Below are 23,097 nucleotides of genomic sequence, written 5' to 3' on the forward strand. Positions count from 1 at the left end.
TTGCGTTACCCCAAGCCCGACGTCTGGCTCAGCCGAAGCGGCCGGTGATGTATTCGGACGTCTTTTCCTTGGTCGGGTTGGTGAAGATCTCCTCCGTGTTCCCGAACTCGATCAGCTCGCCCAGATACATGAAGGCGGTGAAGTTGGAGATGCGGGCCGCCTGCTGCATGTTGTGGGTGACGATGGCGATGCAGTAGTCGGAGCGCAGCTCGTCGATCAGCTCCTCGCACTTGGCGGTGGAGATGGGGTCGAGCGCCGAGGTCGGCTCGTCCAGCAGCAGGACCGACGGCTTCACCGCGATGGCGCGGGCGATGCACAGGCGCTGCTGCTGGCCGCCGGACAGGCTCATGCCGTTCTGGCGCAGCTTGTCCTTCACCTCGTCCCACAGCGCGGCGCGGCGCAGCGAGAACTCCACCCGCTCGTCCATGTCGGCGCGGGACAGCTTCTCGTACAGCTTCACGCCGAAGGCGATGTTGTCGTAGATCGACATCGGAAACGGCGTCGGCTTCTGGAACACCATGCCGACGCGGGCGCGCAGCAGGTTCAGGTCCTGCTTGGGCGACAGGATGTTGTGGCCGTCCAGCAGCACCTCGCCGGTGGCGACCTGCTTGGGATAGAGGTCGTACATCCGGTTCAGGATGCGCAGCAGGGTCGACTTGCCGCAGCCCGACGGGCCGATGAAGGCGGTGACCTGACGGTCGTACAGCGGCAGCGAGATGCTCTTCAGCGCCCGGTAACCGTCATAGAAGAAGTCCAGGTTGCGGACGCTGATCTTCTCGGGCAGGCCGGCACCGGCGATTGCACGATCGGCGGCAGTTCCGCCCATCATGCCGGGGGGCATCTGGCGGCTGCCGTGGGCGGGGCTGTTGGCGTCCATGTGGGTCATCGTCATGGTTACTTTCTCGTCGTGCCGAGACCGGCCAGCAGCCGGGCGCCGATGTTGAGGAGCAGGATGGCGACCGTGATCAGCAGCGCGCCACCCCAGGCCAGCTGGCGCCAGTCCTCATAGGGCGACATCGCGTACTGGAAGATGACCACCGGCAGGTTGGCCATCGGCGCGTTCATGTCCGCGCTCCAGAACTGGTTGTTCAGGGCGGTGAACAGCAGCGGCGCGGTCTCGCCGCTGATGCGGGCGACAGCCAGCAGCACGCCGGTGATCATGCCGTTGCGGGCGGCGCGGTAGGCCACCATGGTGATGACCTTCCACTGCGGCGCGCCCAGGGCGGCGGCCGCTTCACGCAGGCTGTTCGGCACCAGCTTCAGCATGTCCTCGGTCGTGCGGACGACCACAGGGATGACCAGAACCGCCAGAGCCATGGCGCCGGCCCAGGCCGAGAAATGGCCCATGCGGACGACCAGAACCTCGTAGACGAACAGGCCGACCATGATCGACGGCGCGCTCAGCAGCACGTCATTGATGAAGCGCACCACCTCGGCCAGCTTGGTGCCACGGCCGAACTCCGCCAGATAGGTGCCGGCCATGACGCCGACCGGCGTGCCGACCAGCGTGGCGACCGTGGTCATGATGACGCTGCCGAAGATGGCGTTCAGCAGACCGCCCTCCCCGCCCGGCGGCGGCGTGTTCTCGGTGAACAGGCTGAGATTGATCGCCGACAGCCCGTTGTAGAGCAACGTCCACAGGATGGCGACCAGCCAGAACAGGCCGAAGCCGGCGGCGCCCAGCGCCAGGGTCAGCGCCAGCTTGTTGGCAATGCGCCGGCGGTGATACAGCCCCCCGATTGGAGTCGCCAGCGTCGCGGAATTGGACATCGTCATGGGCCTCAGACTCCGGCCTTGCGCTGCAGGCGCAGCAGCATCAGCTTGGCGATCGACAGCACGGTGAAGGTGATCAGGAACAGGATCAGGCCCAGCGCCACCAGCGAGGAGGTGTAGACGTCGCCGACCGCCTCGGTGAATTCGTTGGCGATGGAGGCCGAGATCGTCGTGCCCGGCGCCATGATCGAGGAGCTGATGCGGTGCGCGTTGCCGATGACGAAGGTGACCGCCATCGTCTCGCCGAGTGCGCGGCCGAGGCCGAGCATGACGCCGCCGACCACGCCGGTGCGGGTGTAGGGCAGCACCACGTTCCACACCACCTCCCAGGTGGTGGCGCCCAGCCCGTAGGCGGATTCGCGCACCATCGGCGGGACCGTCTCGAAGACGTCGCGGGTGATGGAGGTGATGAAGGGCAGCACCATGATGCCCAGGATCAGGCCGGCGGTCAGGATGCCGATGCCGTAGGGCGGGCCCATGAACAGGTTGCCGATGCCGGGGATCTGGCCCAGCGTGTTGATCAGGAAGGGCTGGATGGTCGACTGCATGAAGGGGGCGAAGACGAACAGGCCCCAGATGCCGTAGATGATGCTGGGAATGCCGGCGAGCAGCTCGATGGCGACGCCGAGCGGGCGCTTCAGCCAGGCCGGGCACATCTCGGTGATGAACAGCGCGATGCCGAAGCTGACGGGAATGCCGAGGGCCATGGCGATGATGGAGGTGACCAGCGTGCCGTAAATCGGGGCGAGCGCGCCGAATTGCTCTGACACCGGGTTCCAGACTTCGGTCGCGACGAAACCGAAGCCGAACGTGCGCAGTGCCGGAAGCGCGCCGTCGATCAGGGAAACCGTGACGCCGCCCAGGATCAGCAGGACGAGCAGCGCGAATGCGAGGGTGGCGTTGCGGAAGGCCGCATCCTGCAGGCGCTGGCGGCGGGCCCGTCGGGCGGTGGAGGCGTGTGCGTCGGTCAAGGTCAGCGCGATCTCGGTCATGGCCGCTCCGTGAGGCGTGCGGTGGGAACGGCGCAATTTCCGTTCCCACCGGCGATCATGCCCTCGGGCGAGCCGGCCGGCGGCCCACCCGAGGTCGGTTGGCCGTGGTTACTTGGCCGACGCGGTCCAGACCGGCTTGCCGTCGGCCTGGATGGTCTGCGACCAGGTCTTCTGGACCAGCGACACCACCGAGTCCGGCATCGGGACATAGTCAAGCTCGGCAGCCATCTTGCCACCGTTCTTATAGGCCCAGTCGAAGAACTTCAGCGCTTCGCCGGAAGCCGAGGCGTCCTGCGGGTTCTTGTACATCAGGATGAAGCTGGCGCCGGTGATCGGCCAGCTCTCCGCACCCGGCTCGTCGGTCAGCAGGACGTAGTAGCCCTTGGCATTGGCCCAGTCGGCGTTGGCGGCGGCAGCCTGGAAGGCCTCGATCTTCGGAGCGACGGTCTTGCCGTCCTTGTTCTGCAGGTCGAGGTGGGTGATGTTGTTCTGCTTGGCGTAGGCGTATTCGACGTAGCCGATCGAGCCGTCCGTCTGCTTGACCATGTTGGCCACGCCTTCGTTGCCCTTGGCGCCGATGCCGGCCGGCCACTGGACGGAGGTGTTGGCGCCGATCTGGGTCTTGAACTTCGGGCTGGTCTTCGACAGGTAGTCGGTGAACAGGAAGTTGGTGCCCGACCCGTCAGAGCGGTAGACCGGGGCGATGGCGGTGTTCGGCAGGTTGACGTTGGGGTTCAGCGCCTTGATCTGCGCGTCGTTCCACTTGGTGATCTCGCCCATGTAGATGTTGGCGAGAACGGTGCCCGACAGCTTGACTTCGCCGGACTTGATGCCCTTCAGGTTCACGACCGGAACCACGCCGCCCATGATCATCGGGAACTGGATCAGACCGGCCTGCTCCAGCTCTTCCGGCTTCAGCGGCATGTCCGAGGCGCCGAAGGTGACCGTCTTGGCCTTGATCTGCTTGATGCCGCCGCCCGAACCGATCGACTGGTAGTTCAGGCCCGTGCCCGTCTCCTTCTTGTAGGCGTCGGCCCACTTGGCATAGATCGGGTACGGGAAGGTGGCACCGGCGCCGGAGATGTCGGCGGCCGAGGCGACCGACAGCGGGGCGACCGACACGGACAGAGCGGCCAGGGCACCGAAGGCGGCGCAACGAACGAACGCCGAAGTCATGGTTTTCACGGCAAAACTCCCGATAGGTTTGGACGGTGTCGTTGGGTTGGAGAAATGCCCGGCCTCGGCCGGACGTCGTAACCCGCCTTCTTCGTCGCGGTGACCATAGCCGCCGCCAGTGACGGGTTTGTTTTGTTTACGTGTCAGTTTTATGAAACCGACCCGTTCTTGCCCCGGACCGCGCGCTCATCGCGCGGCCCGGATTTCCTGAAGGAACAGATGCACGGCGGAGCCGAGGCTGGTCGCCTCGTGCGACAGGCTTTCCGCCACCTGCAGCACGTCGCCGGCTTGCGCGCGCACCTTGGCCGCGGCCTCCGACAGGCCGGCGACATGGTCCGACGCCGCCTGGGTGCCGACCGCCACGCGGTGGGAGCTGTCGACGATGCTCGATGTGATGGTCGCCTGTTCCTCCACCGCCGCGGCGATGGCCGAGGCGTTGGATTCGATGCGCTGGACGCTACCGGCCATGGTCGCCACCACCTCCGCCGTTTCGCGGCTGGCCGCCTGGGTCGCGGCGATCTGGCGGGCGATCTCGGCGGTGGCCTGGGCGGTCTGGCCGGCAAGGGCCTTCACCTCCCCCGCGACCACCGCGAAACCGCGGCCCATCTCCCCTGCCCGCGCCGCCTCGATGGTGGCGTTCAGCGCCAGCAGGTTGGTCTGGCCGGCGATCTCGTCGATCAGGCCGACGACGGTGCCGATCTCCCCCGCCGTGCTCGACAGGTCGGCGACGGTGGCCTTGACCTGTTCCGCTCCGGCGGCGGTGTCGCCGATGATGCGGGCCGATTCGCCGGTTCGCTTGCTGATCTCGGCGATCGACTGCGAGATTTCCGACGCGGCGGTCGCCACCTGCTGGATCCCCGCCGCCATCTCGCCGGACAGCTGCATGGCGGCCTCCGCCCGGTCGTTGGCGTTGGCGGCGATGTCGGTCAGCGAACGGGCGCGGGCGGCCATCACGCGGGCGGCCTCGGCCAGGGTCTCGACGCTGCTCAGCACGTTGCGCTCGAACTGGTCGGCGATCTCCAGCATGCTCGTGCGGCGGGCCGACGCGGCGTTGCGGCGCTCGACCTCCACCTTTTCATGTGCCTCTTCCATGGCGCGGGCATTGGCGATGAAGACGAACAGGGCGCGGGCCATGTCGGTGATCTCATCGTTGCCGTCGGCCTTCTGCTCCACCGTCAGATCGCCGTCGGCGACCCGGCGCATGGCGTCGGCGAGCGCCTCCATCCGGCCGACAACACGGCGCCCGACATAGAGCGAGACGATCAGCCCGGCCAGCAGCACGCCGGCGGTCGCCAGCAGGATCTGGATTTCGTTGGTGCGTTCCAGCGCGTCATGGGCGGCGGCGGCCCCGTCGGCGGTCGCCTGCTCGGCCGATTGGACCAGCCCATCGACCATGGCGGTTAGGGCGGCGCCGGTGCTGCGGTTGCTGTCGATCAGCGTGGCGTTCTCGGCATAGGCCGCCAGTTCGCCGCTGCGCAGCGCCAGGATACCGTCGTCGCCGAAGCCAAGCGCCAGCAGCCGCTCCGCCAGCCGGCGGACCTCCGCGCCCAGATCGTCGTTCGAGTCCTTCAATGTGCCGCGGATCGTCGCCGCCAGCGGATCGAGCGTGCGGCGTGCGGTGGCCAGGCGGGCCGGCGTTTCCGCATTGCCGGCCTCGGCGAGTTTGCCGGCCAGCAGATTGGCGTCGGCCATCAGGCCGCTCAGCACGGTGTAACGGTGCTGGGCCGCCGGCACGACGTTGGTCGACAGGTCCTGCATCCGCTCGGCAATGGCGTTGCCGGCCTCGGCGATGCGGCCGCGCGAATTCAGCATCAGCGGCAGCATGCGAGCGTTGGCGTCGCGGTCCAGCCGGACGATGTCGTCGACGCCGGCCGCCAGCGATTCGGCCAGCTTCTGCGCCTCCGCCTCCGGAATGCCGGGGGTGAGTTGGCGGACGCGGCGCGTATAGACGCTCTTGTCGCCGTCGCCATACGCCGCCAGCTCGTTGATCGCTGCCACCACCGGGGCCGCCGCCTCGCTCTTCGCCAGCGGACGCAGCGCACCCTGCAGGTCGGACAGCGCGGAGTCGAAGTCGGTGGACAGCGACATCACCTTCGACCGGTCGGTCTCGAAGGCACCGATCAGCAGCGATTTCGCCAGGGCGGCTTCCGCCCCGCGCAGCTGGAACAGCGGGATCACCGTCTGCCCCAACTCGGCGCCGATCACCGCGGAGGATTGCGAGGTCGCCTCCACCATCGCGGCGATCGCCTGGGCCAGCTGTTCGCGCGAGGCCTGCATGTCCGGCTTCAGCGCAGCGAGCAGCTTGGCATGAATGTCGCTCAGCTCCGCCAGCCGGCCGCTGCGCTGTTCCTGCAGGGTGAGCCGCCGGCCGGTGGCCGTCCCCAGCGCGTCGATGGTGCCGAGCAGCGACCGGGCGGTGCCGGTCAGTTTGGCAATGCGGTCCGCATCACCATGCCCGTCCACCAGCCGGGCGAGCTGCCCGTCCAACGCCCCGCGCTGCTCCGCCACGGCACTGCGCAGCCGGGCCAGATCCTCCTTGGAGGTCGCGGCGTCGATCAGCGGCCCCAGCGCCAGCACCCGCGCCGTCGTGGTGGCGAGGCCATGGGCGGCGCTGAGCACCGGCACCTGCGTACCCGTGATGTCGGCGACATGGCCGCGGACGGCGCCATAGGACATCCAGCCCACCACCGCCGCGATGCAGGGAAGCGCCGCCACGGTGCCGAAGGCGATCAGCATCTTCGACTTGATGCCGGACCGCCGGCGCTGGTCGACTGGCTTTGCCATATGGGCCACCCGTGGCTTGGAGGTTGTCCGTGCCGCGCCCGCGGTTCTCCGCGGGCCGGCGGCGCCATGGGTAGCCCTTCTGGTTGGATGAATCGGTGACGGTTGGATGAAGTTTTCGCGACGCACAATCGAAAGATTGCCGGACGGGTGAAATCTTCCGTCGTCCAGACGGGCATGGTGAATCGAACGTAAACGGCGGCGAATAGAAAAGCGGCGCCCGACCCTGCCGGACGCCGCTCTACTGCACGTATCCCGCGTAAGAGCTTAGGCCTGCGGCCGGCGTTACACCGGCGGCGCCGTCCGCCGCAAGCTCTCACGGTCGGAGGCATTGGCATACCACGCGGTCAGTGCCGGCCGCCCCTCGCGCCAATCCTCATGCCCGAAGCGGAAATCGAGGTAGCCGAGCGCCACCAGCACCGCCAGTGTGCCGATGGTAATCTCGCCATCTAGCGACGCGGCCTCGGCCTCCAGGAGATCGAGCGAACGGGCAACCGCCTTGCGCTGGCGTTCCATCCAGTTGGCGGATTTCTCGCCGTCCGGACGCATGGATTCCAGCCGACGCAGGATGGCGGCGTCGCAGATGCCGTCGGCGATGGCCTGCAGCCGCAGCGCCGCCCAGCGGGCCGGGCCGGCGTTGGGAAGCAGCGGCGCCCGGTCGCCCAGCGAATCGAGATACTCGACGATCACCGGGCTGTCGAACAGGGTGGTGCCATCTTCCAGCGTCAATGCTGGCACCTTGCCCAGCGGGTTTTCCTGGGGCAGGTCGGTGTCGGCCGACCAGGGATCGGTCGTCACCCGCTCCACCCGGTCCTCCAGCCCGCGTTCGATCAGCACCGTCATCACCTTGCGCACATAAGGCGAGGTGGCGCTCCAGCGCAGCTTCAACATGGACGCTCCTTCGGCTTCGGTTTGGCCGCTTCTGAGTGGCCGCTTCGGTTTGGCTGACGACAGGCTAGCGGCAGGCCGGATCGCCGGTCCACCGCCGGGCCGGCAACCCTCATCCCCGGAAATGGTCCTTGCGCCGGCGCAATTCGGCGAACACCTCCACCGACGGGGCGCCGGACATGCCGATGGCGGACTGGACGCCGGGATCGTCGGCGCGCAGGAAGGGGTTGGTGCGGCGTTCCATCCCGATGGTGGTGGGAATCGTCGGCTGGTTCCGCTCGCGCAGGGCCGCGACCTCCTCCATCCGCTGGTGCAGGGCGGCGTTCTCCGGATCGACGGTCAGGGCGAAGCGGCCGTTCGACTGGGTGTATTCGTGACCGCAATAGACACGAGTCGAATCGGTCAGCGCCCGCAGGCTCTGCAGCGAGTCCCACATCTGGGCCGGGGTGCCTTCGAACAGCCGGCCGCAGCCGAGCGAGAACAGCGTGTCGCCGCTGAACAGCGTTTCCGCCGCCTCGAACCAGAAGGCGATGTGGCCGCTGGTGTGGCCGGGAACCGCGAAGACGCGGGCGGTCTGTTCGCCGAACACCGTGCGGTCGCCGTCGCTCAGCATCACGTCGAGGCCGGGAATGCGGTGGGCGTCGGCGCGGGCGCCGACCACGCTGGCGCGATAGCGGGCCTTCAGCGCCTCGGCGCCGCCGATATGGTCGTCGTGGTGATGGGTCAGGAAAATGTGGGTGAGGGACCAGCCGCGCCGCTCCAATTCGGCCTGCACCGGGGCGGCGTCGCCGGGATCGACCACGCCGACCTTGCCGGATGCCGCGTCGCGCAGCACATAGATATAGTTGTCGGCGAAAGCCGGAACGAGAATGACCTCCACGGCAGCGGACTCCCTGCTGTTGCGATACGAAACCCGTGTTACGCTTGGGATACCATGTACACAGATATCGTCGATCTGAGGGAGTTCTACGAGTCCGGATTGGGGCGCACCGCCCAGCGGATGATCCGCCGGCGCATCCGCACCATCTGGCCGGATGTCCGCAACCAGATCGTGCTCGGCGTCGGCTACACCACGCCCTACCTGCGTCCCTTCATGGGCGAGGCCGACCGGGTGGTGGCGGTGATGCCGGCCAGCCAGGGCGTCAGCTTCTGGCCGACGGAAGGGCCGGGCATGGTGGCGCTGGGCGACGAGGCCGACCTGCCCTTCGGCGACAACACCATCGACCGCGTGCTGTTGGTCCATGGGCTGGAAGGCACCGAGCAGCTGCGGCCGATGATGCGCGAGATTTGGCGGGTGCTGGCCGGCGGCGGCCGGGTGCTGGCGGTGGTGCCGAACCGCCGCGGCCTATGGGCGCGCGCCGACTGGACGCCCTTCGGCCACGGATTCCCCTATTCCGCCTCGCAGCTGAAGCAGGTGCTGCGCGACACCATGTTCGTGCCGGAACGCACCCGCCACGCCCTGTTCATGCCGCCCTTGCGCTCGCATTTCCTGCAGAAGACCGCGCCGGCCTGGGAAGAGGTCGGCGGGCGCTGGTTCAAGGCCTTCGCCGGGGTGACGATGATCGAGGCGTCGAAGCAGATCTTCGCCGGCGTGTCGCGCCGCGCGGCGCAACAACCGGTGAAGCGCCGGCTGATCGTGCCGCTGCCCGGTGGTGCGGCGCCTGCCGCCCGCAGCGGCAGCGCCCGCACCACCATCGCCGGAGCCACCATACCCGGCGGCGACTCCGTCGACTGCCAGCAGCCTTATCCGCGGACCTGATTAATTGCGCACCTGACGCAGCACATCGGCGATCCGGCCGCTGATGCCGCTGCCCAGGCCGCCGGCCCGCTCGGCGATGGTGCGGCTCAGCGTCGTCAATTCCTCCAGCGTGCGCGTCACCCCGCACAGCGTCTGTTCGGCATCGCCGATCCGCTGTTCCGCCGCCATGGCGTCCTGGCGCGACTGGTCGAGCGAGCGTGCGACATCCGAGGTCAGGGCCGCCTGCTCGTCGATGGCCGCGGCGACGGTGCCGTTGATCGTCTGGATCGAGCCGATGGTGGAGTGGATGCGGCCCAGCGCCTCGTCCACCGCGGCGGTCTCCTTCTGCAGGTTGGCGACCTGATCGGCGATCTGCTTCGTGGCGTCGGCGGTCTGGCGCGACAGTGCCTTCACCTCGTTGGCGACGACGGCAAATCCGCGCCCGGCCTCCCCCGCCCGCGCCGCCTCGATGGTCGCGTTCAGCGCCAGCAGGTTGGTCTGGCTGGCGATGGCGTTGATCAGCTTCACCACGCTGGCGATCTGCTCGGCGGCGGAGCGCAGCGAGTTCATCACCGTGGTGGCGCGGTCGCTGTCCGACGCCGCGGCCAGGCTGATTTCCCGCGCCTTGCTGGTATCGCCGGAGATCTGGTCGGAGGTGGAGGCCAGCCGGTCCAGCATGCCGGCGATGGCGCTGACCGATCCGTCGACGGCGCGGGCCGCACCGGCTGCATCGGCGGCCTGCCGCAGCCCCTCCGTCCCGGCCGAACGGACGGCGGCGACCGCCGATTCCAGCTTGCGGCCTGCCTCGGCCAGTTCGGCGGCGAACCCGCCGACCTCACGCTCCACCCGCTCGGACAGGTCGCGCGTCAGGGCGAGGCGGCGCGTCTCCGCCGTTTCGGCCCGCAAGGTCGCCACCACCCAATGACGGGCGAGGCGGGCGAAGCGGCGCGCCTGCTCCGTCGGGCCGGCGACGGCGAGCGCACCGACCCGGTCGCCGTCCAGATCGATGGCGATGGCATAGCCTTCCCGCATGGCGCCGCCGGACTTGGCCGCCTCGTCCCGGCTGACGGCGCGCTCGTCCAGGCGGCGGGCCATGATGTCGGCGCCGGCCGGATGGGTGGTGCCGATCCGCTCCCGCGCGGTGGAGGCGACGACGCTGCCGCCCTGACCGACGAAGGACACGACGGCATCCAGTTCCCGCCCGATGGACTCGCAGAGTTCCTGTGCGATGGTGGCGCTGATGTCCAAGACGTTTCTCCCCTTCTTCCCGTTTATGGTTTTCCGTCATCATTCCATGACGACGCCCTGGAATTCAGATCCACCTCATAGAGAGATTTCTCCGATTCGCAGGTAACCTTCCGACACTACACGCAACATTTACAAACGAAGAGTTGAAAGAATGACGCAGCCGACCATTCTGGTGCTCCCCGGCCTCGGCAATTCCGGTCCCGATCACTGGCAGACATGGCTGGAAGGCCGGCTGCCGGCCCTGACCCGTGTCGATCTCGGCGATTGGGACGCTCCGGAGCCCGACCAGTGGGTCGAACGGCTCGACCATGCGGTCCGCTCCGCCCCCGGTCCGGTGGTGCTGGTCGCGCACAGCCTGTCCTGCATCCTGGTGGCACGCTGGGCGGCGGACGGCGATGCCGCGGCCAAAGTCGCCGCCGCCCTGCTCGTCGCCCCGCCCGACGTCGAGTCGCCCGGAACGGTGCCGGCCGAGGCCTGCCGCTTCGCGCCGGTGCCGGCCGATCCCCTGCCCTTCCCGGCGGTGGTGGTCGGCAGCCGCAGCGATCCCTATTGCAGCGCCGCCCGCGCCTGCGGCTTCGCCGCGCTGTGGGGCGCCGACTTCATCGATGCCGGCGAGGCCGGCCATATCAACAGCGCAAGCGGTCACGGCCCCTGGCCGATGGGTGAGACGCTGCTGAAGGACTTGCTCGCCCAGATCTGAATAAAGCCTCTGAACGCCCCCTTGCCGCTGCGGGCGAAAGGGTGCGACACAGGGGGCGTCGTCGCGCGCCCGCCAGCGGATTCGGAGCTTATGACCGGCACTTCCATCGTCGAGGCCGCCCCGGCCAAGCTGAACCTCTACCTGCATGTCACCGGCCGGCGCGCCGACGGCTATCACGAGCTGGACAGCCTCGTCGCCTTCACCGAGTTCGGCGACAGCATCGCCCTGACGCCGGCCGCCGCGCGCGTGGCGTTGCGCGGAGCCGACCTGCCGCCGGCCGTCCCGCGTCTGGCCATCGCCGGTCCCTTCGGCCCGGCCCTGATGGGCGAGAACCCGGCCGACAATCTGGTGATTCGCGCCGCCTACGCGCTGGCCGCCCGGTTGGGCCGCGAGGCCGACGTGATGATCGCGCTGACCAAGGCGCTGCCGGTCGCCTCGGGGATCGGTGGCGGATCGGCCGATGCCGCCGCCTGCCTGCGGGCGCTCGCCCGGCTGTGGGGAGTGCCGCCCGACGACCCGGCGCTGTTCGCGGTCGCCGCCGGACTGGGTGCCGACGTGCCGGTCTGCGTCGCCGGGCGCAGCTGCTATTTTGGCGGCATCGGCGACGTTCTGGACGAGGCGCCGGAGCTGCCGGAAACCCATGTGGTGCTGGTCAACCCGAACGTGCCGGTGCCGACCCCGGCGGTGTTCAAGGCGATGGCCGCCGCCCGCGCCAGAAGCGGCGCCGGCTTCTCCGCCCCCGCCCGCTTCACCCGCAAGCCGGCCGACGCGGCCGACCTCGCGGCACTGCTGTTGGAGCGCACCAACGACCTGACCGCCCCGGCCCTGACGGTGGCGCCGGTGATCGCCGATGTTCTGGCGGCGCTGGAGCGCAGCGCCGGCTGTCTGCTGCCCCGCCTGTCCGGCAGCGGCGCCACCTGCTTCGGTCTCTACGCCACGGCGGCGGCGGCGGAATCCGCTGCGAAAACCATCGGGGCGACGGCGCCCGGCTGGTGGGTGAAGCCGACCCGCCTGCTCCCCACCCCGCCCGGCGCCCCCGCCCTGCCGCGCGGCATCGTCGCCGATCCCGTTGCAGCCCAACCCGCCAGCGTCCCGCCGCCCGCCGCGCCGTTCCCCGACACCGGCGGCTGGGGCGTCGGCTGAGACCGGCTCACGCCCGCATGTAGCTCCAGCCGTCCGCCTGCGCCTCGGCGATGTCGAGGACGCCGGCGGCGACCACCGTCAGCCCCTCGGCGGTCCGGCCGGTCTTCGCCAGCGTGTTGCCGCAAACGCGCAGGTGCCGGTCGGTCTCCGCATCCGGGCTGTCGAGCGCCGCGGCGACGGCGCCCGCATTGATGACGATGCGCACCTCCGCGTCGGGCCGCGCCTTCAGCAGGTTGCGGGCATTGTTCCGCGCCCGCTCCAAGGCGGCCGGCGTCGGGGCATGGATGACCAGCCGCAGGTTAGAGGTCATGGCGGTCATTTTCCTTTCGCCGCGTCATGGAAGGAGAAGTCGAACAGCGTATCGACATCGACCGGTTCGGTGATCTGGTTCAGCGACTGCTGGAAAGCCTGCATCTTCTTGGTGGAGTCCAGGATCACCCGCGGGTCGTCGACGAAAGTCGTCGCATCGGAGGTCAGCGCCGCCCGCATCACGTCGCGCTCGACCAGCCCCTTGCCGATGATGTCCGTCACCAGTTCCGCCGTGCGGTCCGGGTTGGACTTGGCGAAGGCGGTCGCGCGGATGTGCAGCTTGACCAGTTCGGCCACCGCGTCGCGGTTCTTGGCGATGGCGTCTTCGGTCACCGCCAGCACGGCGCCCGGCTGCTTGGGGAACATGGTGCCGGCCTTGGCGATGATGGCGGCATCCTGCAGGCGCGACTTCACCAGCGTCAGGATCGGTTCCAGGATCGAGGCGCCGTCGATGGCCCCGGTCAGCAGCGCCTGCTGCAAGGGCTGCTCGCCCATGCCGACGATCTCGACATCGTCGGGAGCGATGTGGGCGACCTCCGCCATCCAATAGCGCAGAACGGTGTCCGGCACCGATCCGGCCGGCAGCGAGCCGATCTTCGGCCGCCGGCCATTGGCGGCACGGAAGGCCTTGACCCCCTCGGCCGGGTTGGCGGCGCCGGCCATCGCCTTGGCCAGCGGACCGCGGCCGATCAGCGCCACCTGATCGATGACGTTGGCGGCGACGACCTTCAGCTTCACCCCCTTCGACCGGGCGATCAGCGCCGGACCGATGCCGACATAGGCGACGTCCAGGGTGCCGGAGGCGAGCGCCTGGATCATCGCCGGCCCCGACTGGAAGCTGGTGGTCTGCAGGGTCAACCCGGCATCCTTGGTCCATCCCTCGCCCGTGATCACGTAAAGCTGGGTCATCGGGATGATCGGGATGTAGCCGACGCGCAGGGTCGTCGCCGCAAAGGCCGGCAACGGCAGCGACGCGGTGGCGGCGGCAATGCCCAGCGCTGCGGCACCCACCAGCAGACCGCGGCGGGCGATGGGGTGGGCGGCGTTGAAAATCGGCTTCGGCGGCGGGGTCTGCGGCATGTCGGGTCTCCTTTTGCCGCGCAAGCCTAGTGCGCCCAGCCGTGAATTTCAATTCACGTCAGGTCCGTCTGGGCACACTCAATAATTCACAAATTATTTTTGTTTTTAGGTGGCGGCAGGCAACCGGCGGCGGAACGGGCGGATCAGCCACAGGTTCAGCGCCAGACCGACCAGTGCTCCCCCGCCGATCACCGCCGCCATCGGCATGGCCGTGCCGTCGGCCATCAGCCCGACCGCCCAGCCCGAAACCGCGCCGCTGCTGAATTGCAGCATGCCGGCGAGCGCCGATGCCGTGCCCGCCATCTGCGGGAAGGATTGCAGCGCGCCCGCCATGGAATTGGCGAAGCAGAATCCGGTCAACGACATGAACAGGAACAGGCAGCCGACCAGCCCCCACAACCCGCCCCAGCCGCCCATCACGCAGGCGACCAGCAAAATTCCGCTGGCGGCCGACAGCCAGACGCCGATCCGCAGCATCATGTCAGAGCCGAAGCGCATCACCGCGCGGCTGTTCAGCGTGTTGACGATGATCATGCCGACGATGTTCAGCCCGAACAGGAAACCGTAATTCTCCGGCCGGACGCCGAACAGCTCGATATAGACAAAGGGCGAGCCGGAGATGAAGGCGAACATCCCGGCATAGATGAAGGACGAGCCGATCGCATAGCCCAGATACCGGCGGTCGGTCAGCAGCTTGCGGTAGGATTCGGCCAGCACCATCGGGCGCAGGCTGGTGCGCCGCGACTCCGGATGGGTTTCCGGCAGGCTGGCGAGGGCCAGCATCGCGACGGCGCCGAAGGCCGCTTGCGCCCAAAAGATCCAGCGCCAGTTGGCCCACACCAGGATCTGGCCGCCGATCAGCGGCGCGATGATCGGGGCGGCACCCATCACCAGCATCATCATCGACAGGACGCTGGCCGCGCGGTCGCGCTCGAACACGTCGCGAATCATGGCCCGGACCAGCACCGGCCCGGCACAGGCCCCCACCGCCTGCACGAAGCGCCAAGCCGCCAGATGGCCGACATCGACGGTCAGCGAACAGCCGACGCAGCCGACGGCATAGAGAAGGATGCCGGTCGCCACCGGGATCCGCCGGCCGAACCGGTCGCTCAGCGCCCCCCACAGCAACTGCCCGACGCCGAAGCCCAGGAAGAAGGCCGACAGGGTCCATTGCACCTGATCCTGCCCCGCATGCAGCTCGCGGCCGATCGCCGGCATACCGGGCAGATACATGTCGGTGCCCATTGGTCCGAACGACATCAGCACGCCCAGCGCCGCGATGAAGAACGGGCTTTCGGCAGGCGAACGGGAACGAACGGCGGCAAGGCGCGCGAACATCAGCAAATCCAAATGTAACAAGGGGGAGGGGAAATCGACCGGACGGAGTCCGCAGCTTTTAAGCTGCGCCGTCCCCTGCCGGACGCAAAGTCCCGTCTCGGCATGGCTGCCTTGAGTAACCTGCGATGGAATGCCGCCGCGACAATCCGCGCCCTGGACGAGCCTTGGCCGCCCCCCCTTGGCCGCCCCTTGGCCGAGCGTCGACCGGCTGTCGCCCGCTTCGCTGCACGCCCTCGTGCCAGGATGGATCGCGGCGCAACAAAATTCTGGTTCAGACCACAAATCCATGCCTAAAATTGAATCCGGATGTAGGGCTTCCACCCAGCCAGAGGCCGCGCCATGCCGCACCCGACCCGCCGGTCAATCCTTTTCTTCGGTGCCGCCGGAACTGCCCTGGCGCTGCTTCCGCAACGCGTCCATGCGGCGGCGATCCAGCCCGGGCTGGTCTATGCAGCGGGGCAGAAGTTCGACAAGAGCTTCAACGAGGGGGCCTTCGCCGGGGCGGAACGCTTCAAATCGGCCACCGGCATTCCCGTCCTCGAATATCTGCCCTCCACCCCCGCCCAGTTCGACCAAGCCGCGGCATCGCTGCTGCGGCGCGGGGTGACCGATCTGATCGCCATCGGCTTCTATTATGCGACGCCGCTGGCCCGGTTGGCTCCGGCACACCCGGCAGTGCGCTTCACGCTGATCGATGCGGTGGCGGAGGGGCCGAACATCCGCAGCGTCACCTTCAAGGAGCAGGAGGGATCCTTCCTGGTCGGCGTGCTGGCGGCGCTGGCGTCGAAAAGCGGGACCGTCGGCTTCATCGGCGCGCTCGACATTCCTTTGATCCGCAAATTCATCGCCGGCTTTGAACAGGGCGCCCGCCATGCGCGCGGCGACGTCAGGGTGCTGGTGAATTTCGTCGGCACCACGCCGGCCGCCTTCAACGATCCCGCGAGCGGGGCGGAGGTGGCGCGCAGCCAGTTCCAGCGCGGGGCCGACGTGGTGTTCGCCGGGGCTGGAGTTTCGAACTTCGGCATCTTCGCCGCGGCGAACGAAGCCAAGCGGCTGGCCATCGGCGTCGACAGCAACCAGAACTACCTCTACCCCGGCACCATCCTGACCTCGATGCTGAAGCGGGTCGATCTGGCGGTGGCATCGAGCCTCGAAGCGGCACGCCAGGGCACTTGGAGCGCCGGCACGGTGGCGCTGGGGCTCGCCGAGGGGGCGGTCGATTACGCGGTGGACGAAAACAACCGCGACCTCGTGACCCCGGAGATGGTCAATGCGGTGGAAGCCGCCCGCCGTGGCATCGTCGCCGGGCGCATCCCCGTCGCCGACGGAAGCTGAGCCGCTTTACGCCGGTGCCCCTATGCCGGCGCCTCGAAGGGCTGCCAGCCGCGGGCGGCGGACAGGTCGGCGCCCTTCAGCGTGGCGAAGCTGGTCTTGATCGCCGTCAGGTCGGTGCCGCGCAGCACCACGCCGGCAAGGCTGGCATCGCGCAGGTCGGCGCCATTTAGCCGGGCCTTGGCGAAGCTGGTCGGCCACAGCCGGCTGCCGTCGCCGCTGAGATCGACCTTGCGGAACTTGGCCCGCCACAGCTTGGCCCCGGCCAGATTGGCGCCCTCCAGGTTGCAGCCGGACAGGTCGGCACTGGTGAAGTCGGCGTCGCGCAGATCGCTGTAGGACAGGTCCGCCATCATCAGCTTGGCGCCGGAGAAATCCGCCCCGCGCAGACCGCAGAAGCGCATCACCGCCCCGCACAGCAGCTGGTTGGCGAAATTGTAGCCGCGCAGGTCGATCCGCTGCAGCTGGATGCGGTCACCCCCCTTGCCCAGCTTGTCGACCCAGATCTGGTGCTCGGCGATCAGTTCGCTCATCCGGGCCGCGGTGGTGGTCAGGCCGGTGCCGTCCACATCGACGCCGTGCCGCTCCAGCGCCGTGCGCAGTTCGTCGTTCAGCCGGGCGCCGCACATCAGCACGCCGTCCAGCGTCGTCTTGCGCATGGTGGCGCCGGTCAGGTCCGCCCCGATCAGGATGGCGCCGCTGAGATCGCTGCCGCTGAAATCGACGCCGGACAGGTCGCTGCCGCTGAAATCGCACTGCGCCATCCGGCAATCGGTCAGGATCGCCTTGGACAGGCTGCAGCCGACGAAGGTGGTGGTGCCGTCGCTGTTGCCGGCCGCCCGGAATTCGCCCGCATCCAGCACCATGCCGCGGCGCAGGTCCGCACCCTGCAGATTGGCGTTCTGCAGCTTGGCACCATCCACCCTGGCCCCACGCAGGTCGGCGCCCTGCAGCTGCGCGCCGGTCAGGTCGGCCTTCGACAGGTCGGCACCGTAGAGATCCGCCTTGGACAGCAGCGTGCCGACCAGACGCGCCCGCGCAAGGCTGGCCCCGGTCAGCTTGGCGCCCGACAGGTTGACGCGGTTCAAGCCCAGTCCGCCCAGTTCATAGAAGCTGAGATTGGCGCGACGCCCCTTCCCTGCCGGATCGCGCAGCAGCCATTGCTGGTGCCGCACCAGCGCATCGCGAACCGCCCGGAGGTAGCGTTCATCCATCATGCGGTGCGTCGATGCCCCGGCATTGCCGTCCCGGACACGCTGTCCCGGACTGTTGGCGTCCAGGATGTTACCGAAACCGATTCAATTCCGAAAGGTACCAGCGGTCGAACCTTCGCCAGATCGGCAAGAATCTTTTGTCGCAGACGCACTTCCGGACCGATATAGGCCGCCCCGCTGGTCACGACCGCGTGATGGCCGCCTTGCCCGACTTGGGTAGGCGGGATTGCGGACCAATATAGGTGGCTCAGGACACCGACCATCAACATTGGAGACCGGCGGCATGCCCGAATCGGACAAGAGCGAACAGGACTGGAAGCGGGATCTGTTGCCCAACCAATACAAGGTGCTGCGCGAACACGCGACCGAATATCCCGGAACCAGCCCGCTGAACGACGAGAAGCGCCACGGCGTCTATCGCTGCGCCGGCTGCGGCCAGCCGCTCTACGCCAGCGACACGAAGTACGAGAGCGGGTCGGGCTGGCCCAGCTTCTGGGAGCCGCTGCCCGGCGCCGTCGAGACCTCCACCGACCACAAGCTGGCCTACCCGCGCACCGAGGTTCATTGCGCCGCCTGCAAGGGCCATCTGGGCCATGTCTTCGACGACGGACCGCAGCCGACCGGCAAGCGCTACTGCATGAACGGCGTCGCCATGAGCTTCGAGCCGGCGGAAAAAACCGACTGACCGGCAGGACTATGACCGGGTGCCGGGGTTACTCCGCCTGTTCGGCATCCGGTCATAAACCCTCCCAAAAAAGGCGGGTTTACCCTTATTTCGGCTAAAAATGACAACCTTGGCTTGGAGCGCGATGGTATGATCCGCCCCGTGCGACGGGTTGTCGCGAGGGCATCGCGGCCCTTCGCCCGCCGTGGCACGATGCGTCGGTACACCGGCGCAGGCATTCGGTGCGGCTGGCGGAGGGCGAATGGTCATTTCGGCCGAATTCCTGGGGATGCTGCTTCTGATCGCCAGCGCCGCCGCGCTCGGACTGTCCATCGTCGTCGATGTCGGCCGCGTCAGCGCGGAGAAAACCCGCGAGGCGATGAACCAGCGCCAATACGACAAGAAGCGCGCCGCGCTCGCCGAATGGCGCCAGAAGACGGAGCGCAAGCGCGTCGACCTGACCACGCTGCAGGCCCGCCTGACCGAATTCAACGGCCGGCGCCAAAAGGCGCTGACCGAATTGCGGGCGCTGGAATTTTCAAAGATCGAGCTTGTCCACGAACTGGGCGACCAGGACAGCGACGGCGACGTCTATTGGGCGCAACTGGCCGCCGGGCCCAATTTCAACGAGCTGGACCGCAAGGACATCGTCTTCTCCCGCCAGATTTGGGAATACCGCAACGTCGCCCACATCACCGCCCCGTCCGCCGAACAGGCCCACGGGACGGTCCGGACCAGCTTTTCCCAACGCAATGGCGTGATCTGCTCGCCGGTGGTTCCACTGGCGCTCGCCCCCGACCCCGAGGCGGAGGCGTCCGCGGCATGAGCGGGGGCGGCATGAGGGGCGGCAGCATGAAGAGGACGGCCGCATGACCGGCATGATGCTGTATTTCGCGCTGGGCCTGATGGTGCTGACCGTCCTGTCCAACCGCTACTGGCGCCGCCAGCTGGTGGTGACGCGGATCGCCATGTCCAAGCTGAAGGAGAAGGTGGACGACGTGACCAAGGAGGTCGCCGACGTTGCTTCCGACTATGCCCAGCTGGCGCATCACCATGCGGAGATGGAAAAGCGCGTGCAGAAGGCGGAGATTGACATGCAGGCCGCCATCCTGGAGCTTGACAAGAAGAAATCGTCGGCGATGCAGCGCTATTTCGTCTTCGACCGCAACGAGCCGCGCCCCGGCCGCTTCTGGGAGGTCGCGGTCCGCTGCCACCCCACCGGCGTCAGCCTGTCCGACCAGCGCGGCTATCGCGGCTGGTCCGGGGTCCGCCGCTACCTGCTGGTCGCCGATGGCGACCGCGAGGCGCGCGAACGGGTCGCCGCCCGCTATCCCCGCAAGGCCGGCTTCGAGATCGTCGAGGTCGCCGGTTGCCGGCTTAACGGCCTGACCGTCAACCGCATCTCCGAACTCAGCACCTTCCGCAAACCCGGAAAGCCGGAGGAGGACGGCGCGCCCGCCCGCCCGCAGCGCCGGGCCACATCCGCGCAATCCTGACCGCAGCCTAATCCACCGCAGCCTGGAACATGTAGCCCATGCCGTGTACGGTGACGATGCGGCTGGGGTCGGCCGGATCGGGCTCCACCACCCGGCGCAGGCGGCGGACCAGCCGGTCGATGGAGCGGTCGTAGGGCACCGAATCGCCGCGCAGGGTGAGGTCGAGCAGATCGTCCCGGCTCAGCACCCGCCCCGGATTCTCGACGAAGGCGGCGAGCAGTTCGAATTCGGCGGAGGTCAGGCGCGCATCCTCGCCGTGGGGATCGCGCAGGCGGCGCTTGTCGAGATGCAGTTCCCACCCGTCGAACCGCTTCACCCGCCCGCCCGCCGGCCGGGTCGGCTTGGCAATGCGGCGCAGCAGGCTGCGGGTGCGGGCCAGGATTTCGCGCGGCTCGAACGGCTTGGTGATGTAGTCGTCGGCGCCCAGTTCCAGCCCGATCAGCCGATCCATCCGGTCGGACCGCCCGGTGATCAGGATGATGCCGATGTTGGAGGTCGCCCGCAGTTCCCGCGTCACCGCCAGACCGTCCTTGCCCGGCAGCCGGATGTCCAGCAGCAGCAGGTCGATCCTTCCGCGCGCCAGCAGCGCCGACAGCTGGTCGCCGTCCCGCGCCAGCATCACCCGATAGCCCTCCCCTTCCAGGTAGGCCTTCAGGGTCTCGCGGGTGATGGGATCGTCGTCGACCACCGCGATGGTGTGCATTGTCCCCCGTGCCGGACTGCGATGGGTGGCGGATTGTCTGCCACGCCCGATACCGAAGCTATCGGTTCCTCAAACGTGATACAAGATGCGGCGTAACGGACTTGCGCAAGGCGTTTCCGGATTGTTCCGCTGCTTCCTGCCCTGCCGACGGGGACAATCGCGTAGACCTTGCCAGCGGGTCGGGACAATGCCACATTTGTATTCATGACAAATTGGACCCCGAACCTGGAGGGCCGTCCCGGCCCGCTCTATCGCGTCATCGCCGACGCGCTGGCCGACGATATCGCCGACGGTGTTCTGCCGGTCGGCACCCGGCTGCCGACCCACCGGGACCTCGCCTTCCGCCTGGGCGTGACGGTCGGCACGGTGACGCGCGCCTATACCGAGGCGGAAAAACGCGGGCTGATCGGCGGCGAGGTCGGGCGCGGCACCTTCGTCCAGGGTCAGCGGGCGCCCGCCACCCCCCTGCCGCTCGGCTGGCCGCCGGCCGGCGAGACCTCGGCCGGTCCGGCCATCGTCAACATGACAACGGTCCATCCCGAACATGCGGTCGCCGTGCAGACATTCGGTCAGACGCTGACGGCCATCGCCGCCTCCGGTCATGCCGCGGCGCTGATCGGCTACGGCCCCCATGCCGGCCTGCCCGACCACCGCGCCGCCGCCGCGTCCTGGCTGGAACGCCAGCACCGCGTCAAAGCCACCCCGGACTTAGTGCTGCTGACCACCGGTGCGCAGAACGCGCTGGCGGTGGCGCTGGCCGCCGTCGCCCGCCCCGGCGACGTCATCCTGGCGGAACGGCTGACCAACATCGGCACCAAGGCGCTGGCCGCCACCCAGGGCTATCATCTGGAAGGCGTCGCCATCGACGAACACGGGCTGGTGCCCGACTCCTTCGACAGCGCCTGCCGCCGACTGGGACCGAAGGCGGTCTATCTGGTGCCTACCCTGCAAAATCCGACTGCGGTCGTCATGCCCACCGCCCGCCGCCGCGAGATCGTCGAGATCGCCCGCCGCTATGGCGTGATCCTGATCGAGGACGACGTGTTCGGCTTCATGGTGCCGGATGCCGTGCCGATGCAGACCATGGCGCCGGACATCACCCTCTATGTGTCCGGCGTGTCGAAAAGCCTGGCCGCCGGGCTGCGGCTGGGCTTCGTCGTCGCTCCTCCGGAACTGCGCTCCCGCGTCGAGACCGCCATCCGCGCCCTGCAATATTCCGCCCCCGCCCTGCCGGCGGAGGTCGCGACGCGCTGGATTCAGGACGGCACCGCCGACCGCATCGTCGCCACCCAGCGGGAGGAGGATTTGGCCCGCCAGCGGCTCGCCCGCTCCATCCTGCCGGCCGAGACGGTCTACGGCCATCCGGCGGCCCAGCATCTGTGGCTGGTCCTGCCCGAACCCTGGCGGCGCGAGGATTTCATCGGCGAGGCCCGCCGCCGCGGGGTGATCGTCACCGGCGCCGACGCCTTCGCGGTCGGCCGCGCCAGTGCCCCCCACGCGGTGCGCGTCGGCCTGTGCATGCCGCGCAGCCGTGACGAGGCCGCCCGCGGCCTGCGCGCACTGGCCGATGCGATCGACGCGCCGGCGGCGGCGATGCTGTCCATCGTATGAGGGTGCGGGGCGGCCGACCCTGCCGCCCTGCTGGGAAAATCCTGCCGCCCGATGGGACCTGAATTGCCGCCCATCATAACGATTGCAGCGAGACTTCCTTCGTTATCAATAGCTTGGCCCTGGCCCGCATCCTGCAAACCCCTCGCCCATCATTCCTTTCCGGGAATGCGGGAAGAGGGGAGCGCACCATGGTCAGCCTGTCCAGTTACGCCGATATCGGCGGCATGGCCCAGAGCCTGCAGCAGTCGATCGACGCTGCGGTCAAGCGCGTGCAACAGCAGGCGGCGGGCAATGGCGGCGCGGCCGGCAAGGTCCAGGAATACGAGCAGACCGTCAACAAATCGGCGATGAACGCCGCCCCCTTCGCGACCAACATCGGAACGCTGGTCAAGGACAGCAGCCGCCTGAACGTCTTCAGCTCGCTGGCTTCCAACGATCCCGCCGATTTCTACAAGTTCAACGTCACCACCTCCGGCGCCGCGACGCTCGGCACGGTGGGCGATGCCGGGGTCCGGCTGCAGTTGATGGACCGCGGCGGCAAGATCATCGCCGACAGCAACAAGGATGCCGGTGCCGGCTATGACGCCTTCCAGAAGCTGAAGTCGGGACAGCTCACCCTCGACAAGGGCGATTACACGTTGCGCATCGCCCGCGACAAGGATGTGCCGGTCAAGGACGCCAAGAGCTACGGCGTCCAACTGCGCATGGGCAACTACAGCAAGGATTACGACACCATCGCCAAGCAGCCGGCCAAGGGCGACAATCCCTTCGGCGGCAACACCAAGCTGCAGAGTCTGGCCTCGATCCTCGGCGCCGGCAGCGCCTCGCCCAATCCCGCTTCGATGCTGCTCGGCGGGTCCGGCGGCAACGCCTACGCCGGCCGCGGATCGCTGCTGAACGCCATCCTGTAG

22 protein-coding genes are annotated in these 23,097 nt (G+C 68.3%); 9 read left to right on the plus strand and 13 right to left on the minus strand.

Annotated elements, in window-relative coordinates:
• Positions 1-28: 28 nt before the first annotated feature.
• From pstB to gloB, 7 genes are all read right to left on the minus strand, one after another.
• Positions 29-892, minus strand: coding sequence for a phosphate ABC transporter ATP-binding protein PstB (gene pstB / locus M5E06_RS33620; RefSeq protein WP_286209129.1), 864 nt, complete (start codon positions 890-892; stop codon positions 29-31).
• Positions 893-894: 2 nt separating this feature from the next.
• Positions 895-1,776: a phosphate ABC transporter permease PstA gene (pstA, locus tag M5E06_RS33625; protein ID WP_109075036.1), complete on the minus strand. Its 882-nt coding sequence runs from the start codon at positions 1,774-1,776 to the stop codon at positions 895-897.
• Positions 1,777-1,781: 5 nt separating this feature from the next.
• Entirely contained in the window at positions 1,782-2,765 is a 984-nt protein-coding gene (gene pstC, locus M5E06_RS33630) for a phosphate ABC transporter permease subunit PstC (protein ID WP_252141981.1), read from the minus strand.
• Positions 2,766-2,873: 108 nt separating this feature from the next.
• A complete protein-coding gene (gene pstS / locus M5E06_RS33635; protein ID WP_109151075.1) occupies positions 2,874-3,941 on the minus strand; it encodes a phosphate ABC transporter substrate-binding protein PstS in 1,068 nt (355 codons plus the stop codon).
• A 186-nt stretch (positions 3,942-4,127) separates the two neighbouring features.
• The gene (locus tag M5E06_RS33640) at positions 4,128-6,725 is read right to left on the minus strand and encodes a methyl-accepting chemotaxis protein (protein ID WP_252141982.1); all 2,598 of its coding nucleotides are present in this window, start codon (positions 6,723-6,725) and stop codon (positions 4,128-4,130) included.
• Between the two features lie 282 nt (positions 6,726-7,007).
• Positions 7,008-7,613: a glutathione S-transferase N-terminal domain-containing protein gene (locus tag M5E06_RS33645; protein WP_252141983.1), complete on the minus strand. Its 606-nt coding sequence runs from the start codon at positions 7,611-7,613 to the stop codon at positions 7,008-7,010.
• Between the two features lie 109 nt (positions 7,614-7,722).
• Positions 7,723-8,490, minus strand: coding sequence for a hydroxyacylglutathione hydrolase (gloB, locus tag M5E06_RS33650; protein ID WP_252141984.1), 768 nt, complete (start codon positions 8,488-8,490; stop codon positions 7,723-7,725).
• 54 nt (positions 8,491-8,544) lie between these two features.
• Between gloB and M5E06_RS33655 the strand changes: the two genes are divergently transcribed.
• The gene (locus M5E06_RS33655; RefSeq protein WP_252141985.1) at positions 8,545-9,369 is read left to right on the plus strand and encodes a methyltransferase domain-containing protein; all 825 of its coding nucleotides are present in this window, start codon (positions 8,545-8,547) and stop codon (positions 9,367-9,369) included.
• Here M5E06_RS33655 and M5E06_RS33660 read toward each other — a convergent pair whose 3' ends face one another.
• A complete protein-coding gene (locus tag M5E06_RS33660; protein ID WP_252141986.1) occupies positions 9,370-10,596 on the minus strand; it encodes a methyl-accepting chemotaxis protein in 1,227 nt (408 codons plus the stop codon).
• 151 nt (positions 10,597-10,747) lie between these two features.
• On the opposite strand from M5E06_RS33660, the gene M5E06_RS33665 reads away from it, so the two are divergent.
• A complete protein-coding gene (locus M5E06_RS33665) occupies positions 10,748-11,296 on the plus strand; it encodes an RBBP9/YdeN family alpha/beta hydrolase (protein WP_252141987.1) in 549 nt (182 codons plus the stop codon).
• A gap of 90 nt (positions 11,297-11,386) precedes the next feature.
• On the plus strand, positions 11,387-12,439 hold the full coding sequence (locus M5E06_RS33670) for a 4-(cytidine 5'-diphospho)-2-C-methyl-D-erythritol kinase (RefSeq protein WP_252141988.1): 1,053 nt from the start codon (positions 11,387-11,389) through the stop codon (positions 12,437-12,439).
• Positions 12,440-12,446: 7 nt separating this feature from the next.
• Here the strand turns inward: M5E06_RS33670 and M5E06_RS33675 are convergent, their stop codons facing one another.
• The 3 genes from M5E06_RS33675 to M5E06_RS33685 all read right to left on the minus strand — a co-directional run bounded on the left by M5E06_RS33675 (position 12,447) and on the right by M5E06_RS33685 (position 15,166).
• Complete coding sequence (locus tag M5E06_RS33675; protein ID WP_252141989.1) at positions 12,447-12,749, minus strand: DsrE family protein; 303 nt, start codon at positions 12,747-12,749, stop codon at positions 12,447-12,449.
• 5 nt (positions 12,750-12,754) lie between these two features.
• Complete coding sequence (locus M5E06_RS33680; protein ID WP_252141990.1) at positions 12,755-13,828, minus strand: ABC transporter substrate-binding protein; 1,074 nt, start codon at positions 13,826-13,828, stop codon at positions 12,755-12,757.
• A gap of 105 nt (positions 13,829-13,933) precedes the next feature.
• Positions 13,934-15,166, minus strand: coding sequence for a Bcr/CflA family multidrug efflux MFS transporter (locus M5E06_RS33685; protein ID WP_252141991.1), 1,233 nt, complete (start codon positions 15,164-15,166; stop codon positions 13,934-13,936).
• Between the two features lie 339 nt (positions 15,167-15,505).
• Between M5E06_RS33685 and M5E06_RS33690 the strand changes: the two genes are divergently transcribed.
• Positions 15,506-16,501 (plus strand): BMP family lipoprotein, encoded by a 996-nt coding sequence (locus M5E06_RS33690; protein WP_252141992.1) that lies wholly within the window; start codon positions 15,506-15,508, stop codon positions 16,499-16,501.
• A gap of 20 nt (positions 16,502-16,521) precedes the next feature.
• Here the strand turns inward: M5E06_RS33690 and M5E06_RS33695 are convergent, their stop codons facing one another.
• Positions 16,522-17,715, minus strand: coding sequence for a pentapeptide repeat-containing protein (locus M5E06_RS33695; RefSeq protein WP_109075049.1), 1,194 nt, complete (start codon positions 17,713-17,715; stop codon positions 16,522-16,524).
• A 280-nt stretch (positions 17,716-17,995) separates the two neighbouring features.
• Here M5E06_RS33695 and msrB point away from each other — a divergent pair, with 280 nt between their 5' ends.
• From msrB to M5E06_RS33710, 3 genes are all read left to right on the plus strand, one after another.
• A complete protein-coding gene (msrB, locus tag M5E06_RS33700) occupies positions 17,996-18,397 on the plus strand; it encodes a peptide-methionine (R)-S-oxide reductase MsrB (protein WP_252141993.1) in 402 nt (133 codons plus the stop codon).
• Positions 18,398-18,638: 241 nt separating this feature from the next.
• Positions 18,639-19,202: a hypothetical protein gene (locus M5E06_RS33705; protein WP_136702356.1), complete on the plus strand. Its 564-nt coding sequence runs from the start codon at positions 18,639-18,641 to the stop codon at positions 19,200-19,202.
• 43 nt (positions 19,203-19,245) lie between these two features.
• Complete coding sequence (locus M5E06_RS33710; RefSeq protein WP_252141994.1) at positions 19,246-19,872, plus strand: hypothetical protein; 627 nt, start codon at positions 19,246-19,248, stop codon at positions 19,870-19,872.
• Positions 19,873-19,879: 7 nt separating this feature from the next.
• Here M5E06_RS33710 and M5E06_RS33715 read toward each other — a convergent pair whose 3' ends face one another.
• Positions 19,880-20,575 (minus strand): response regulator, encoded by a 696-nt coding sequence (locus tag M5E06_RS33715; protein ID WP_085091146.1) that lies wholly within the window; start codon positions 20,573-20,575, stop codon positions 19,880-19,882.
• A 204-nt stretch (positions 20,576-20,779) separates the two neighbouring features.
• Here M5E06_RS33715 and M5E06_RS33720 point away from each other — a divergent pair, with 204 nt between their 5' ends.
• Together M5E06_RS33720 and M5E06_RS33725 are read left to right on the plus strand one after the other, a co-directional pair.
• Positions 20,780-22,186 carry an aminotransferase-like domain-containing protein gene (locus tag M5E06_RS33720; RefSeq protein ID WP_252141995.1) on the plus strand — a complete coding sequence of 469 codons (1,407 nt, stop codon included), beginning with the start codon at positions 20,780-20,782 and terminating at the stop codon, positions 22,184-22,186.
• 188 nt (positions 22,187-22,374) lie between these two features.
• Complete coding sequence (locus tag M5E06_RS33725) at positions 22,375-23,097, plus strand: hypothetical protein (protein WP_252141996.1); 723 nt, start codon at positions 22,375-22,377, stop codon at positions 23,095-23,097.

Origin of the sequence: Azospirillum sp. A1-3 (assembly GCF_023806445.1) — a bacterium.
Taxonomy (GTDB): domain Bacteria; phylum Pseudomonadota; class Alphaproteobacteria; order Azospirillales; family Azospirillaceae; genus Azospirillum.

Bases quoted from the DNA above. Each gene is read 5' to 3' on its own strand.
- pstC (WP_252141981.1), bottom strand. From the start codon at position 2,765: ATGACCGAGATCGCGCTGACCTTGACCGACGCACACGCCTCCACCGCC.
- M5E06_RS33675 (WP_252141989.1), bottom strand. From the start codon at position 12,749: ATGACCTCTAACCTGCGGCTGGTCATCCATGCCCCGACGCCGGCCGCC.
- M5E06_RS33680 (WP_252141990.1), bottom strand. From the start codon at position 13,828: ATGCCGCAGACCCCGCCGCCGAAGCCGATTTTCAACGCCGCCCACCCC.
- M5E06_RS33690 (WP_252141992.1), top strand. From the start codon at position 15,506: ATGCCGCACCCGACCCGCCGGTCAATCCTTTTCTTCGGTGCCGCCGGA.
- M5E06_RS33655 (WP_252141985.1), top strand. From the start codon at position 8,545: ATGTACACAGATATCGTCGATCTGAGGGAGTTCTACGAGTCCGGATTG.
- M5E06_RS33685 (WP_252141991.1), bottom strand. From the start codon at position 15,166: ATGTTCGCGCGCCTTGCCGCCGTTCGTTCCCGTTCGCCTGCCGAAAGC.
- M5E06_RS33695 (WP_109075049.1), bottom strand. From the start codon at position 17,715: ATGATGGATGAACGCTACCTCCGGGCGGTTCGCGATGCGCTGGTGCGG.
- M5E06_RS33665 (WP_252141987.1), top strand. From the start codon at position 10,748: ATGACGCAGCCGACCATTCTGGTGCTCCCCGGCCTCGGCAATTCCGGT.
- pstB (WP_286209129.1), bottom strand. From the start codon at position 892: ATGACGATGACCCACATGGACGCCAACAGCCCCGCCCACGGCAGCCGC.
- pstS (WP_109151075.1), bottom strand. From the start codon at position 3,941: ATGACTTCGGCGTTCGTTCGTTGCGCCGCCTTCGGTGCCCTGGCCGCT.
- M5E06_RS33645 (WP_252141983.1), bottom strand. From the start codon at position 7,613: ATGTTGAAGCTGCGCTGGAGCGCCACCTCGCCTTATGTGCGCAAGGTG.
- M5E06_RS33705 (WP_136702356.1), top strand. From the start codon at position 18,639: ATGGTCATTTCGGCCGAATTCCTGGGGATGCTGCTTCTGATCGCCAGC.
- M5E06_RS33670 (WP_252141988.1), top strand. From the start codon at position 11,387: ATGACCGGCACTTCCATCGTCGAGGCCGCCCCGGCCAAGCTGAACCTC.
- msrB (WP_252141993.1), top strand. From the start codon at position 17,996: ATGCCCGAATCGGACAAGAGCGAACAGGACTGGAAGCGGGATCTGTTG.
- pstA (WP_109075036.1), bottom strand. From the start codon at position 1,776: ATGACGATGTCCAATTCCGCGACGCTGGCGACTCCAATCGGGGGGCTG.
- M5E06_RS33710 (WP_252141994.1), top strand. From the start codon at position 19,246: ATGACCGGCATGATGCTGTATTTCGCGCTGGGCCTGATGGTGCTGACC.
- M5E06_RS33720 (WP_252141995.1), top strand. From the start codon at position 20,780: ATGACAAATTGGACCCCGAACCTGGAGGGCCGTCCCGGCCCGCTCTAT.
- M5E06_RS33715 (WP_085091146.1), bottom strand. From the start codon at position 20,575: ATGCACACCATCGCGGTGGTCGACGACGATCCCATCACCCGCGAGACC.
- M5E06_RS33725 (WP_252141996.1), top strand. From the start codon at position 22,375: ATGGTCAGCCTGTCCAGTTACGCCGATATCGGCGGCATGGCCCAGAGC.
- M5E06_RS33640 (WP_252141982.1), bottom strand. From the start codon at position 6,725: ATGGCAAAGCCAGTCGACCAGCGCCGGCGGTCCGGCATCAAGTCGAAG.